This is a genomic window from Serratia sp. HMSC15F11 (assembly GCF_001808215.1).
GTDB lineage: Bacteria > Pseudomonadota > Gammaproteobacteria > Enterobacterales > Enterobacteriaceae > Serratia > Serratia nevei.
Window position 1 is genome coordinate 371920 of the sequence record NZ_KV792497.1, and the last position, 14980, is coordinate 386899.

11 protein-coding genes and 2 pseudogenes are annotated in these 14980 nt (G+C 51.7%); 5 read left to right on the forward strand and 8 right to left on the reverse strand.

Annotation, left to right across the window (positions count from 1 at the left end; all coding sequences use genetic code 11):
* Window positions 1–80: 80 nt before the first annotated feature.
* Together HMPREF3138_RS21415 and HMPREF3138_RS27435 are read right to left on the reverse strand one after the other, a co-directional pair.
* On the reverse strand, window positions 81–1244 hold the full coding sequence (locus HMPREF3138_RS21415) for an MFS transporter (RefSeq protein WP_038877317.1): 1164 nt from the start codon (window positions 1242–1244) through the stop codon (window positions 81–83).
* A 323-nt stretch (window positions 1245–1567) separates the two neighbouring features.
* Window positions 1568–2911 carry a colicin-like pore-forming protein gene (locus tag HMPREF3138_RS27435; protein WP_038876722.1) on the reverse strand — a complete coding sequence of 448 codons (1344 nt, stop codon included), beginning with the start codon at window positions 2909–2911 and terminating at the stop codon, window positions 1568–1570.
* A 305-nt stretch (window positions 2912–3216) separates the two neighbouring features.
* On the opposite strand from HMPREF3138_RS27435, the gene HMPREF3138_RS26775 reads away from it, so the two are divergent.
* Window positions 3217–4296, forward strand: coding sequence for a transketolase-like TK C-terminal-containing protein (locus HMPREF3138_RS26775; RefSeq protein ID WP_038876720.1), 1080 nt, complete (start codon window positions 3217–3219; stop codon window positions 4294–4296).
* Here the strand turns inward: HMPREF3138_RS26775 and HMPREF3138_RS21430 are convergent, their stop codons facing one another.
* On the reverse strand, window positions 4297–4734 hold the full coding sequence (locus HMPREF3138_RS21430; protein WP_025303324.1) for a MarR family winged helix-turn-helix transcriptional regulator: 438 nt from the start codon (window positions 4732–4734) through the stop codon (window positions 4297–4299).
* Between the two features lie 172 nt (window positions 4735–4906).
* On the opposite strand from HMPREF3138_RS21430, the gene aceE reads away from it, so the two are divergent.
* A complete protein-coding gene (gene aceE, locus HMPREF3138_RS21435) occupies window positions 4907–7582 on the forward strand; it encodes a pyruvate dehydrogenase (acetyl-transferring), homodimeric type (RefSeq protein WP_025303325.1) in 2676 nt (891 codons plus the stop codon).
* A 27-nt stretch (window positions 7583–7609) separates the two neighbouring features.
* On the opposite strand, the pseudogene umuC reads toward aceE, so the two are convergent.
* Window positions 7610–8560 (reverse strand): annotated as a pseudogene (gene umuC / locus HMPREF3138_RS21440) (translesion error-prone DNA polymerase V subunit UmuC); the annotation flags it as partial.
* 1032 nt (window positions 8561–9592) lie between these two features.
* Between umuC and HMPREF3138_RS21445 the strand changes: the two are divergent.
* Genes HMPREF3138_RS21445 through HMPREF3138_RS21455 form a run of 3 tightly spaced genes read left to right on the forward strand, consistent with a single transcriptional unit; the run spans window position 9593 to window position 12042 of the window.
* Window positions 9593–10375 (forward strand): SAM-dependent methyltransferase, encoded by a 783-nt coding sequence (locus HMPREF3138_RS21445; protein WP_038876715.1) that lies wholly within the window; start codon window positions 9593–9595, stop codon window positions 10373–10375.
* 12 nt (window positions 10376–10387) lie between these two features.
* The gene (locus tag HMPREF3138_RS26500; RefSeq protein WP_080491475.1) at window positions 10388–11314 is read left to right on the forward strand and encodes a hypothetical protein; all 927 of its coding nucleotides are present in this window, start codon (window positions 10388–10390) and stop codon (window positions 11312–11314) included.
* A complete protein-coding gene (locus tag HMPREF3138_RS21455) occupies window positions 11311–12042 on the forward strand; it encodes a 2OG-Fe(II) oxygenase (protein WP_038876711.1) in 732 nt (243 codons plus the stop codon). Before HMPREF3138_RS26500 ends, HMPREF3138_RS21455 begins: the two co-directional genes overlap by 4 nt.
* Before the next feature lie 39 nt (window positions 12043–12081).
* Here HMPREF3138_RS21455 and HMPREF3138_RS21460 read toward each other — a convergent pair whose 3' ends face one another.
* From HMPREF3138_RS21460 to HMPREF3138_RS27270, 4 genes and pseudogenes are all read right to left on the reverse strand, one after another.
* On the reverse strand, window positions 12082–13257 hold the full coding sequence (locus HMPREF3138_RS21460; RefSeq protein ID WP_038882663.1) for an MFS transporter: 1176 nt from the start codon (window positions 13255–13257) through the stop codon (window positions 12082–12084).
* Window positions 13258–13438: 181 nt separating this feature from the next.
* Window positions 13439–13930 carry a hypothetical protein gene (locus HMPREF3138_RS21465; protein WP_210394234.1) on the reverse strand — a complete coding sequence of 164 codons (492 nt, stop codon included), beginning with the start codon at window positions 13928–13930 and terminating at the stop codon, window positions 13439–13441.
* A 224-nt stretch (window positions 13931–14154) separates the two neighbouring features.
* Window positions 14155–14250: pseudogene (locus HMPREF3138_RS27510) on the reverse strand (ImpB/MucB/SamB family protein); the annotation flags it as partial.
* A 352-nt stretch (window positions 14251–14602) separates the two neighbouring features.
* Window positions 14603–14980 (reverse strand): ATP-binding cassette domain-containing protein (locus HMPREF3138_RS27270; RefSeq protein ID WP_038884850.1); only part of this gene is annotated, 378 nt, incomplete at its 5' end.

Genomic DNA, 14980 nt, shown 5'->3' on the forward strand with positions numbered 1-14980 from the left:
GGAATACATGTATTTAAAAAAGTCATGCCGAGCCCGGCCAAATATAAATATTTAGCCGGGAGTCACGCGAAAACGATTATTTATTCTTCAGCTTTGCTTGGGGATGCCACGATATTCAACATAGACAACAACACGACAACGCCTATCACACTCGCCATCACATAGCTCATTTCCTCCGGCCGCCCGATAAAGACGTAGCTGGCCATCCCCGTGATAGCCACAACCAGCAGCGAGCGCATGCTCATAATATAGGAGGCCGCCACACCGTAAATTTCAGGGTAGACACTCATGGAACGTGCGAACAGCGTCGGATAGCAGATAGAAAACCCGAAGCAGAACAGGCTCATCAGCAGGGTGATCGCCCAAGGCGTTGTCGCCGTCAGTAGAGCTAGAATGCTGACGATGGCTAACGCCATACCGATTTTCTCAGCGCGCCGATCGCCACCAAATGCGGCGATAATACGGGCGGAAAAGAGGCTGGGGATTGAAAATGACGCCACGATAATAAAAAAGTGAACGACAAATGCCGACAGCGAGAACGCAAAGGTTTCACGGTAAAGAAAAGCACTGGAAGCGATGAATACCATATAAGCAGCGAAGAAAAGTGAAGGAATCAACGATAATCGCATGAATTGGAAGCTCGCCGTCAGCCGGGCATAGCTTCCCACAATGGCTTTGAGATCGAATGGCGTTTTTTCTTTCTTCGTTTCCGGCAGGAACAACAATTCCAGCAGTACCGCCGCTGCGGTGATCACCGCGACAACCGCATAGTTTCCTCTCCACCCCCAATGCTCATTAATCCACCCCCCGGCGATTGGCGCTAGCGACATGAAAATCGAGATACAGGCATTAACCAGACCGATCATGCTGTACATGGCCGCCCCTTGATACCGGTCTGCGATGATCGCGTAAGCTACTACCACCGGGGTGCAAGCCCCCAACCCCTGAATAAAGCGGGACAACATCAAAAGATCGATTGAAGTGGCGTAGGTACATCCCAGAGCACCCAACAGCATGATAGCCCCACCGATCAACATGGTTTTTCGTCGACCAATCGACTCTGACAGTGGGCCATAAATCAACGCACCAAACACAAACCCCAAGAAGTTATAGGTGATCGTACGCTGAATATGCCCTTCAGAAACACCGAAACTGGCAGCCATATCCGGAAAGCTGGGAACGGACATATCCACTTCAATACACCCAGCCAATAAGGAAACCACAAGGATAAAGGGCAGAGGCACCCACCTTCCTGTCAACATATCCGTACTCCAACAGAACATTAATCCGAATGTTAATAACCATGAACAAACTAGGAGAACAATTGTTATATGTAAATATCACTAATGAATAAAGGATGATAAATAGTGTGTTACGTGAAGAAAATCACATAACAGGAAGAAAAGTAATGAAATTATTCGATAACGGAGGAGGTGGCTACATAAGGCATACTACACAGATAAAAATCATCAACTTAAGATCAACATGAGACATGCTAATGCATTGTTCAGGGCGCGTTCATACCCCATAAAAGAGGGGGCATGCCCCCTCTTCTGCCATGAACTCGTTACATCTCGAGGATGAATTTTTCCAGTTCTCCTGCAAGAGCCGCATCGATATAGCTGGTAGCCCAGCCAAACAGATAAGCGAATGCAAAAATGCCCACCGTCGACGACACCAGCGTCGGCGCGAAAAACGCGGCGATAGCGGAGAGCGTGTAGCCTGCCCCGATGGACAACCCGAGTGCCTCAAGCTGATTACGGAACGCTTTCCAGCTGCCGGTAGAGAAACCCTCGATCGCGGCGTTTATCAGGTCAGCCCCTTTAATCGCCCAGTCCACGCCGGTAAACGCCTTGCCCAATACCCGCGCATTGCGGGCATACTGTTCCGCATCGATCTTTTTCAACCAGGCGACAATCGCCGCTTTATCCTGCGCCTTGAGCTTTTTGTTCAAGCCCTTCGTCAATTGCTCGTAGGTTTTCTCCGCATCCTGCACATTGCGGATATATCTGCCTTGAATTCCTGCCTCCAAATCCTTGGCGAGCTTGGCGTATTTCGCGCCGAGCTTTTCCGCGATACCTTTATTGATGCCGGCGGCCAGGCTGACGCCATCCTTGATCGCTTTTAATTCCGCATTTTGATATTCGACGAACTCCTTAACGATATTTTTTACCGAACCTGGAGATTTCACCGGCTTACCGTTGGCATATTTCACCTCCATGCCATTCAGATTATCCCCTCTCACCACGGCGATAAACGCGGGCCGGTTCTTATTGGCCTTATAGTAGAGACTGTAGGCCACCATTCCGTCTTGCTTTTCCACCTTCAAATGATGAAAGCCGAAATAACTCCCGGTCGTGCGGGTCGTCGAAAACTCACCGCTTTTACCGTTACCATGCCAGCCGTTGACGGGCCGATCGCGGTGTGAGTCTGTCACGAAACTGCCTAACGAAGAGGCACCGATCTGCCCGGCGTTCAGGCCATTATTACCACCTTTACCGGGGGTTGAGGTCTTGCGTGCATGGCCGGTTTCGATATCCCCAATCGCTACCATTCCTCCCTTGGCGTTGACTCCCATCACCAGTCCCCCCAAGCCAATGTGCTTCGCCTGATCGGCCGTCAGACCGGTGGCAGAAAGGCTCAGCGTGCCGGACGGGCTGACGCTTTCAATACGCAATTGTGCATCCGGGTTGATTCTGCGAGCCGCCTTGATCACCGCCGCCAGCTTCATGCGCAACGCCGGATCGTTTTGGATCGCCGCTATCTGTTGCTGTTCCGGGCTGTTGCCAACACTGGCGCCGCCGCGATCGCCGGAATGGCCTTTATCGCCGCCCCCCGGCTCAGGGCCCGTACCGCGTTCAGAACTCCAATTAGTCCCATCCCCTTTACCACCATAATTAAATCCAGGCATATGCTTTCATCCTTATTTCGTTTTATTTTTAAGATGCCGATATCCTCGTTTAGCGTTCACTAACGCGTGCCTGAGTAATATCGGCAAACCGTTTTTAGCTGCCCGTCATTTATAAAAAACCGCAGAAATAAGGACAACGGATGACGGCTGTCTGGTCGGTGAAACAAATAGGCTCCCTTTTGCAGAGCCTGAATATACCGCCGCAGGTCACGCCTGGGCAGCGGCGGCCTGTTCAGAAGTCATTGGCATACGCCATGAATTGCAATTACAATCATAGCACTTGCAACTAAAAAAGGGTGCTCCGCATGTCGCCTCAACGTATAACACTGCCCGCCGCCTCGGCCAGAACCCAAACCCTGGCCGAAGCCTGTATCCGCAAGATGACCTCCGTCAGCCAAAAAGCCGGCGCCTCGCGCCCTTCTTCCAGCGCCTGGACGGCGCAAACTCTGGACGAACTTAACGCCAGCGGCGACATCTGGCTTATCGACGGCAGAAGGCGCACCGAGCCACCGAGTTCCCACTACGCCACCGCCTGGCCGCTCTGGTTTGGCCATCAATCAGAGCGTTATGAGAAGCCGCTGTTTTACTTCGTCAACACGCCCTCGGTGGACATGCTTCGCGGGCTTGAGCCGGAAACCAATCGTAAAGGGATTTTCATCAGCGATGCGGATACTGGCAGTGCCGATTTGCCCAAAGGCGTTCAGGCCTGGTTCCCGCTTCAGCTCACGGCCATGCCGGGCTGGTTGCCTTTCGATCCGGCCAATGCCCGAGAAACCGGCGCGATACTCCATCACGCCCTCCACGCGCTCTATCTGGAGGGAACGAGGAAGATGGTGTATCTCGCGACCAACGCAGACAATGGCCCCCTCTCTTCAGGGGAACCGTTTGTCGCAGAACAGGCGTTCAAGGGAATGTATCGTGTCGCCGCCGCGGCAGACTCGCCGTTGCAGGTTCGTCTGTGTGGCGCCGGCCGAGCGCTCGCCCGCGTTCAGCAGGCGGCCAAAGTGTTGAAAAACTGGGGGATTGCGTCTGAAATCTGGAGTTGCCCCAGCTACACGCGGTTGGCGCAGGACGCCGAACTCGCCGACATGCAGCGCCAGGACAGCGGCGGCGAATGCCATCTGAAAACGTGCCTGGGTACCGGGAATGCCCCCGTCGTCGCCGTTACCGACTACTCGCACCTGATTGCCAATCAGCTCAGGCGATTCATTCCCGCGCGCTTTGCCGCGGTGGGCTCAGATTCACGGGTGCGCGGCGAAATCCACTACCCGCAGGCGGAATGGATTGCGCTCTGCGCCCTTAAACTGCTGGCCGACGAGCAGAAAATCCCTTCGGCGCTGATCGCCGATGCGCTGCGCGTTCTGCACATCACGCCCGATGCCTGATCACTCTCTGGCCAGCTGCATCGCATTGTTCAACGCGTCGGAGAAGCGTGCGACCTCTTCTTCGCTGAACTGGTTGAGAAAGTGGGTGTTGACCACCGAACGGTAGATCTCCCACATCTTTTTCCGCAGGGCCTTGCCTTCCTCGGTGATAGTCGCGAAGGAGGCCCGGCGATCGTCATCCGATCGAAAACGCGTGACCAGCCGCTCTTTTTCCAGGCGATCCATCAGGCGGGTCAGGTTGTAACGCTCAATCACCAACACGTCCGCCAGCTCATGCATGCGGCGTGTGCCGTTTTCCCCGCTTTCCAATCCCCATAACACGTCATACCAGGCGTAAACCGGCAGCCCCGCTTCCGACAACTTCGCCTCTATCTTTCTGATCATCGCCCGATGCGCGCGCACAAAGGAGAACCACAGGTCGGGTTGTTTATCTGTCATGTCATTTTTCTCGTCAAAACCGGTGAGTTGCAATTGCAATTACAATTGCAATTGCAATTGTAAAGGGATAGAGTGGCTTTCGCCATTGTTGCATTTGCAACTCTTGCACTTGCAACTCACTGAATCCCTGTATCGCTCAGCGCCTTATCAGGTAAGTACATTTGGAGCTTTTATGAACCAACCCGCGGTAAAAGCAGATCTTGACCCACAAGAGACGGCTGAATGGCTTGAGGCATTTGAAGGTGTCACTGACATCGACGGCCGTGAACGCGCGCATTTTTTGTTGGAAAGAATGGCCGAAGCCGATCAGCGAAAACACGGTGATTTCTTCAGCATGGTCACCACGCCCTACGTGAATACGATCCCGGCCTATAAGCAACCGACGTATCCCGGCGATCTGGCCGCTGAAGCGCGCATCAATGCGTTTATTCGCTGGAACGCCATGGCGATGGTGCTGCGTGCCGGCAAACATTCCAACGTCGGCGGGCATATCGCCACCTACCAATCGGCCGCGGTGCTTTACGATGTGGGGTTCACGCACTTCTTCCGTGGGCGCACCGATGATTTCGCCGGCGACATGGTGTATATCCAGGGCCATTCCGCCCCCGGCATTTATGGCCGCGCCTATCTCGAAGGCCGCATCGACGAGGAGCTGCTCGACAACTTTCGCCGCGAATCCGCGCGCCGTGGCCTCTCCTCCTACCCGCACCCGCGGCTGATGCCGGATTTCTGGCAATATCCCACCGTTTCGATGGGGCTGGGGCCGCTGACCGCCGCCTACCAAGCGCGCTACATGCGCTATCTGGAATACCGCGAGTTGAAACCGCACCAGGGGAGAAAGGTGTGGGCGTTTCTCGGCGACGGCGAGATGGATCAGCCGGAATCGCTGGCGGCGATTGCGCTGGGCGGGCGAGAAAAACTCGATAACCTGATCTTCGTCGTGAACTGCAACCTGCAACGGCTGGATGGCCCTGTGCGCGGCAACGGCAAGATTATTCAGGAGCTGGAAGGCACCTTCAAAGCCGCCGGCTGGCAGGTGATCAAGGTGATCTGGGGCAGCGGCTGGGACAAACTGCTGCAAAAAGACCGCTCCGGGCTGCTGATGCAGCGCATGATGGAGTGCGTCGACGGCGATTACCAAACCTTCAAGTCGCAAAGCGGCGCCTATGTGCGGGAGCACTTCTTCGGCAAGTATCCGGAATTGCTCGAGCTGGTCGCCGACCTGAGCGACGATGAGATCTGGGCGCTGCACCGCGGCGGCCACGATCCGCAAAAGGTGTACGCCGCCTACCATCAGGCGGTGCATACCCCGGGCAGGCCGACGGTGGTGCTGGCCAAAACCGTCAAAGGGTTTGGCATGGGGGAAGCCGGTGAAGGGCAGAACATCAACCACCAGCTGAAAAAAATGAGCCAGGATGCGGTGAAAGCCTTCCGCGACCGTTTAGGGCTGACCATCTCCGACGCCCAACTGGCAGAGATCCCTTACCTGAAGCCCGAACCCGACAGCGCGGCGGCGAAGTACATCACCGCGACGCGCACCGCGCTGGGCGGCTACATCCCTGCCCGCTTCGGCCAATCCGCTCCGCTGGCGATACCGGAACTATCGCGCTTCGACGGCCTCCTGAAGGGCAGCGGCGAACGCAACATGTCGACCACCATGGCTTTCGTTAATATCCTCGGCACGCTGCTCAAAGACGTCAACATCGGCAAACTGATCGTGCCCATCGTGCCGGACGAGTCGCGCACGTTCGGCATGGAAGGCCTGTTCCGCCAGATTGGCATCCATTCCTGGCTCGGCCAGCTGTATACCCCGCAAGACGCCGGGCAGCTCAGCTACTATAAAGAGGCCAAAGACGGCCAGATTTTGCAGGAAGGCATCAACGAATCCGGTGCGATATCGACCTGGATCGCCGCTGGCACCGCCTACAGCAACCACGATGTCGCGACGATCCCGTTCTATATCTTCTACTCCATGTTCGGGCTGCAACGGGTGGGCGATCTCGCCTGGGCGGCGGCCGACGCACGCACCAAGGGTTTCCTGCTCGGCGCCACCTCCGGCAGAACCACCCTGATGGGCGAAGGCTTGCAGCATGACGACGGCCACAGCCACGTGCTGTCTTCGGTGATCCCCAGCTGCGTCTCCTACGATCCGACCTATGCCTATGAACTCGCGGTGATCGTCCAGAGCGGCATGCGCAGGATGTTCGTTGAACAAGAGGATATTTACTACTACATCACCTTGCTCAACGAGGGCTACCCGCAGCCGCCGATGCCGGCGGGCGTGGAGGACGGGATTATCCAGGGCGCCTATTTGCTCAAACAGAGCGAAACGACAAACCAAGAGAGCCCGCGCGCTCAGCTGGTCGCCAGCGGTGCCATCATGCGCGAGGCGCTGGCGGCGGCGGAGCTGTTGGCGGCGGACTTTGGCGTCGCCAGCGATATCTGGAGCGCCACCAGCCTGAGCGAGCTGCGCCGCAACGGCATGGCGGCCGAACGCTGGAACCTGCTGCATCCGGAAGATCCGCCGAAAGTTCCTTATATTCAGAGCCTGCTGGCGGCGCATCCCGGCCCGGTGGTGGTGGTGACGGACTATATGAAGATCGTCGGCGATCAGATCAAACCGTTCTTGCCCGACCGCACCTTTATCGCCTTGGGCACCGACGGCTTTGGTCGCTCGGACACCCGCGAGGCGCTGCGTGAGTTCTTCGAGGTCAACCGCCATTTCATCGCGCTCGCCGCGTTGAAACTGCTGGCTGACGAAGGCCGTATCGCCCGCAGCGAGGTCAACCGCGCCATGGCGCTGTATGGCATCGCCCCCGATAAGCCGGATCCGGCGGCGGTGAAGTAACACGCAGCCTACCCACGCCGCCGGTTGTCACCCGCGGCGTTTTTCTTCCTTCGATTCGGCGGAGCACGGCGCCCGCTCCCCCAGCCGCACCACCGGAATGTCCGCCAGCCGGGTGGTGTAGGCCGGCGACAGCATGTCGCGCTTCATTTGCCACGGCTTGACGATCCCCTGCCCGGCGAACCACACGCGCCCGCGCCCTTCCTGATTCAGGCGATCGAGGGCCGCCATCAGCCGCTCGCTGTTGCGGCGCGGCGGGCAGTCGTCGAACAGATCGATCTGCGCCATGGCGGCGGCGCTGAAATCTCCCAGCACCACGCCGCCCTTCAGGTAACGTCGCCCCTCCTGCCAGATGCTTTCCAGCGCACGTACCGCCATGGCGATGATGTCGCGGCTGTCATTGCTCGGGGTTTGCAGCCGGGCGGTGCCCATATTGCTGTAATACCCTTCGCCCGCCGAATGCGGGCTGGTTTTGATAAATACCGACACGTTGCGGCAATAGCGCTTTTCCTGCCGCAGCTTTTCGGCGGCGCGTTCGGCGTAGCTGCAGATCGCCTCGCGCATGTGTGGGTAGTGCGTCAGCCGCTGGCCGAACGAGCGGGAACAGATGATCTGCTCTTTGGCGGCCGCCTCATCTTCCCACTGCAAGCACGATTCGCCGCGCAGCTCGCGTATCGTGCGCTCCAGCACCACGCTGAAGGTTTTACGCGCCAACCGGGTATCGCAGTCCGCCAGCTGCAGCGCGGTGTGAATACCCATCGCCTGCAGTTGGCGAGTCAGGCGGCGCCCCACGCCCCACACCTCTTCCACCGGAAGCAACGCCAGCAGTTTGCGCTGGCGCGCCGGATCGGATAAATCCACCACGCCGCCGGTGCCGCGCCATTTCTTGGCGGCGAAGTTGGCCAGCTTGGCCAGCGTTTTGCTCGGCGCAATGCCGACCCCGACCATCAAATGCAGCTCGCGCCGTCCAGCCGCAGAAAGGCTTCGTCGATGTAAAGGAAAGAAGCTCTACCATGGACATGACTCCTAATCAGAGCACTCCAATATTCAAACTTCGATGTCGACTGTCCATAGTAAGAAGATCTTTTCCAGAAAATTAGACTTGATAAAGTCTATATCCAAAATCGTTCCCAACCTCATTTGCGTTGGCTAGCAACTTGTAGCCCCCCATTTCTCACCGCTGAACGATACATCTTACTAGCAGGTTTTTGAGTGGTTTTATTCTGTTCAGCACAAAATATCTATCTGTACTAACAGGAACGAGGTTGAAAGCCAGAACACAACGCAGCACCTTGAAGGTAAATATTACTAGGTGGTTCTACTCTGGAACTCCTGATTTTCCGGGGATCACAATTAGTTGCCCCCACAGAACAACTTTATATCGTGTTATCCACCGGAACCGCCTAGCGGTACCTTCAGCAGCCTTCCCTACATCACCGACACCAGTTGCTGTTACGCATTCAGCAAGCATAGGGGACAGCCGTTCACCGTTGCGTAATCTCTCCTGCTCATTACCCGGGTGCTAGCCCCTCGGGACGAGTGCCCAGGAATAGGGACATGCCACAATCACCTTCAGTGAGTTAGCTCCCGGTGGCACGCTACTATCATGATTAATAACAATTTTATCTAGATTAATTTAAATTCCAGTCATCAACCCTGATCAGATTCGTTAATTTTGTTTATGGATTGTTATTGATAAGATGCAAATTTGTACTATATATGTAGGTTGTCTATGTGAACCGTTTTTACGAAAACTAACGCATAGGCTCGATGGAGTAGCAAAGATTTCACTTCTAATCGATGAAATACCAATCGTTCTGAGAAGTTAGATGCGGACGAAAGATCTCATTAACTTAATAGAAAATAAGGATATATTCATGGAAAAAACTAACATCAAAATGCACCCACGTTTACAGGCTGCAGCGCCGATGAATCTGGCTAAGGTTATCGGTGGATTCTAGTTAATATTCCATGCCTCAATTTCGTATTGAGGCATTTTAAAAAGGATTTTTAATGAGTATAATCTCTGTTATCGGCAGCGGCATGCTGGGGGTAAATCAGATTACCACAGAAGGTTTTTCCGTCATTCAGAGTGTAAATCGAGTTTTCTGGATCGGAGACATTGCTGGTCTAAACGAATATCTGTCTCATCATAAAATACACCATGAGGACCTCTCATATTTGTATGAAGATGGCGGCATTGATGTTGATAATTACACCAGGATTATCCAGTACATCTCAGATGCACTTACTGAGTGTGAACATGTCGGCCTTATCGTTCCTGGTCATCCGAGAGTCGGTGTGACCATTGTTCAATTACTACAAAAATCATCTCAGGATAAGGCTTTTACTTTTCATTGTTATCCTGGAATTTCAAGTTTCGACGCGATGATCAATGATATTGGTATTGACCCACTGGAAGAAGGTGTCAGCATACTTGATGCTAATCGGTTGATTATCTATGATTATGCAATGGATCCCTGCATCAATTATTTTATTTATCATGTTTGCTCTATTGGCAATGCTAATACGGACTACTCATCGCCGCAGACCTCAAATAAAGTTATGTATTTGAAATCGAAATTATTAAAACATTACCCAGCCAATACACCTATTTTCTTGTTGAGTGCCTCAACCCAAAAAGGACAATGTGCGGATAAATTACAAGGTGAACTTTCTGATATCGAGACATTGCTTTCAAAAGTTACTTATCGGCATACGCTTTATATTCCTGGCTCTTTACCCAACAAAGAGAGGGTGAATTTCGATTTTCTTAAAGAGATCAACATTATTTAGCAGGAGGGTGAAATGTCAATACTTTCCTATAGCGGAAACGATATGCTGAATGATTACTACTCATGCTGCGAGGAATCGGCCCTTCACAAAGATATCCGCGAAAAGTGGCCCCCTATTTGCGCACAAGTTCGCGATCAAGCGATGCACGATAGATTTTTTTTTGCATTACCACGAAAACACGTCTCAAAGATTGACATAGGAAACTGGTCATTTAACTGGACAAATGCTGATGAAGGAGAGGCAATGGCTCTGCTGATGGGGATTTCTGATGTCGGCAGCATTCCAGTATGCGATAATCGATTGGCATTCCTCAATGACGGCGTGAAAAGGTTTTCTTCGTTATATGAAAGTGAAATGACATTCATCGCTGATTTTATTTCAACCTTGGTATGGTTGATTCCTAAAAATGCAAATGCCAATAATGGAAGTGCTTCATTTTACGAACTTCCACATGTTACCTTTATTTCCGATGCCACACTCTTCTTTGTTCCACCGTTCCATCAGCTTCCAAGAGAATTCGGGTTTCTTGGTTTCGTCGAAAACCTCTATCACGAAGCACTTCATCATCAAGTACACACGTTCAACGCATTTCATGGCAATCAATACTGTCAGGGAGCTCTGGGGGAGTCGCTGATCGATTTCCCTCAACGGCAAGATCGAACTTTCAGTTATACCCAAGCTTTCAATGCTTGTTACGTTTACGGGGAAATTGTTAGATATCGTCGCAAAGTAGCTCAACACCTTTCCACGGAGTATCAGACTAAAGAATTAACATGGATAAATGAGGCATTGGATTCTGCAACAATGATGCGATTTAATCTGGCCGAACGTTTATATCACGTCAGAGACGCATTTTTGCCTCCCTGGAAATCACTCATCGAAGAATGGCAGTTTGAAAATGAGACGGGGAAATATTTCAACTCGGAGGAAACATTATGAGTAATATAGTCGAAGGGGAAGGTTATCTGATTTTTGACGAGTTTTTGAGTAGCGATGAGCTCTTCGCCCTTCAGTTATATATGCAATTTGAGAATTACTATCTCGTCCATTCTCAAGGGTGGTCAAAATCATGGAGAATGACCGACGGTGAGCCTTTGGTGAGTGTTAGTTACTTTTACTCATTGCTGACAGGAAAAACCACCATAGATGATAATGTTATTATGGATGGTATCCATATTTTAAGTGAAAAGATTAGCATAATAACATCACGTCTGCGTGATTTTCTTGGGGAAGACTGGAATGCGTTTTCACTCACAACATTCTTGTATCCCGCAGGTAGCGGACTGGGCTGGCATGAAGACGATGCTCAATACAAAGGGGCATATATATTTTATGCGCACCCCGAATGGAAACCTAATTGGGGTGGGGAGCTTTGCGTCATCAATACACCTGTTAATTCCAGTGCGGGGTTATCTGAACAAACCTACAATGCTTCTGAAGAAGTTTTACGCATGTCAGGGATAACCGGAGGGACGGTCGGACCGGAGTTTGGATGGACCATCCGTGAACGCAGCATCAATGATTCTGGGATCGGGACATTTATTTATCCAAAACCCAATCGACTTGTGATCATAAAACCAAATTATTCACACTGTATCAAAAAGGTTGATGTCAGTGCTGGGGACATTATGCGTTGTTCCGTTGCTGGTTTTTTTCATAAAAGCTGAAGCTACGGCCGGTAATCAATACCGGCCGTTTTAATGTCATTAAGACTGACGTTTTACATGCAAAATCAGTAGAGAAGACAGCAATAACCCTGTCATAGAACAAATGATAAGTGCCAGAGGACTACCTACTTTGTCAGCCAATGTGCCCGCCGAGATACTGACAACTGCACCGATAATAATTTGTTTTCTGTAGCTGCTGGCAGAGGCGGCAGCTACCTGATCGTTGTCAAAGTTCGTCAACAAACTGTACCAGCCAAGGCTATAGATAATATTTGAAAATACATGGGCAGAAAAAACCAGTAATAGCGAAACACTCAATAACGGTGTCAATGGAACGAATAAATAGCACACAATAAATGCCGCCATGCACGCAATAATAAACAGTGATGACTGATTCTTGTAACGATCTTCATTGACCAAAAATGGCCCAAGAAGTTGTCCCAGACTGCGGGCAAACAATAAAAACAGCAGTGTTTCTTTTTGGTCACTGTTGCTGTGGACCAATGTAGGCAAGAGCGACATGGCCGGTGCTCCAGTCATCGCCAGTGCCGGCAATAAATAAAGGCTAGCACGTTGTTTTGATGACAACCTTTTAGGCAACCCCTGTGCATAAACATTCTGTTCTGCATAATTCGCCAGCTTTGGCAGTGAAAATATAAATGTAATGGCTATGATGTAGCTGACTAGATTTGCCAACAAATAGGTATTGCTCTGGACGGTGCCATAAAGAAATACGCCGACACCTATGCCAAATAAAACCTGGCAAGCAAACACCAGCGTGTCGATAACCGCACCGGCCCCAATATCTTCTGGAGCAAGTTTAGCTTTGGTATAATGATTAATGGCAGGAATGGTTATCCCCGCAGATACTGACGAGGCAACGCCAGCAAGCTGTAGGATGGTCACGGAACTATGAACCAATCCGTACCAAGGAACAATTAAACCCAGTGCGCCAATACACTCAGCGATCATGAAGCAATATTTTGCTTCAATACGTGCAAGCAGATATTTTCCTGCAATACTCCCCAAAAACCCCGGTGATGTTGACAAAATAAACGCCAAGGCAAAGGAAGACGGTGCCGCATTCAATCTGGCTAGCTCACCAAAAACCATGATGAACGTCAATCCAGAACCTACTGAACTGCAAACTAGCGCCAACAAGAGTGTTCTTAACCAAAAATACTTACGCATTGAGCGTAACAATATCAAAAACATAGTCACCTCAAGACCATTAAACGATTAATTGAATTGATTCCCCTCCATGAGATGTCAATTACATCGTCTAACTCCTTATCTGGATTTGGTTGTTGAGGTGGGTATACTCGACCGAGTATAGGTAATCTTTTCCTATTTTCCAGTTTTTAGTCCCATATTTAAATCTCCGAACATATTGACTTTACTGATGATAGAGCGCCGGCGTAGCGTTCGCGGCGGTGAAATCCAGGATGGCATCACGATCCGCCGCCGACACCGGCAATAGCCCATCCTCCAGGGTTTGGCCAAGTCGTTTGCGATTTGGGATGCTGAGATCGGTGGTGATTCCGTTTACCGATCGCTCAACCCCCACCTGATCAAAGAGTTTGACGGTGTAGGGCTTCTCCCGCCACAGAGGAACGCGTGGTGCCAGAAGTTCCCTGTGCCTCACCCACCGGTAAAACATGATGCAATTGCGCATATATTCAGACGCCGTGGAGGGGCTGATCTGACCCGCATTACGCATCGTGATCAACGCTCCACGGTATAGCACTAAACAACGATCGGCTTTTCGGACAGGAAACTCGAACCAATGCAACCCACGCGACTCAAGGAGCTTGGCGTAATTCAAAAGGCCATTCATGTTACTGGCAACGGTTTTCAGGGAAGCTTCCCCCGCCGTTGCTCGCTCCATGGCCCACAGGTTTGCCTCTCTCCATGGCATTTTCCCTGCCCAGAAAATCTGAGGAAAACCCTTGATAGAGGGCCGGTTGCTGCTGACTGAGTAAGTTACGCGGCTTTCTCTACGCTCGAGAATGTGGGGTACAAAATGAATGTGTTCCAGTGTCGCCGTGCAACCCCCTCAGACGTTTAAAAATGTCCATAGCTCGGATTCCACTGCTGGGTGACCACACTATACAACTTACTCTTATCCAGCGAGTAGATCTCCACCGCCGGCGCCATCTCTTCCAGCGTGTCCATCACCCGGCGGGACATGTCGGCGTTTATGTGGAATACAATATCAAGAAAAAACAGCTCCGAAGAGCCGTGTGCTCGTTAAATCTTACCTTTTTCCCCTACAAAGCTGGGATTGTAGGCAGAAACCCGTCAAAATTTTGTTAAGTCTGGGACGAATAGCTGATTAAGGGGGCTACACCGGAACCGCCGAATTTAGTAATCGCCAGTTTTGTATCTTTGTCTAAAAAGTTATTCATCGTAATAAATCCACCTTTAGGGCCTATCCCATTAGGTAATAGTCTCTTATCTAATCAGTTGGTTGACGTTGAGGAAATGCGGCGGTTCCATGGTTCTGAGCACTAACCGCAACTATCCAACGACCTGTATTTAATACTTATTGAGACAGGCTCTAGTCTAAATTAATCACTCTATCAGCAGAGGCTATCGTCGTTTCGCGGTGGGCTATGATCACCCGTGTTATGCTGAGCGCCTTGATGGCCTGATTCACCATCGCTTCACTTTCCTTGTCCAGCGCACTGGTCGCCTCGTCCAGGAACAAAATCACCGGCTTCTTGTAAATGGCCCGGGCAATGAACAACCGTTGCTTCTGACCGCCGGATAACCCTTCCCCCAGTTCGCCGATCAAGGTTTCATACCCCATCGGCATGCGCATGATCACCTCATGCAGATAGCTGGCACGGGCACAGGCTTCCATCCAGGCTTCATCCACCTCGTCCGCAAACCCGCAGATATTTTCCCGGATCGAGCCGGAGAACAGCTTGTCGTC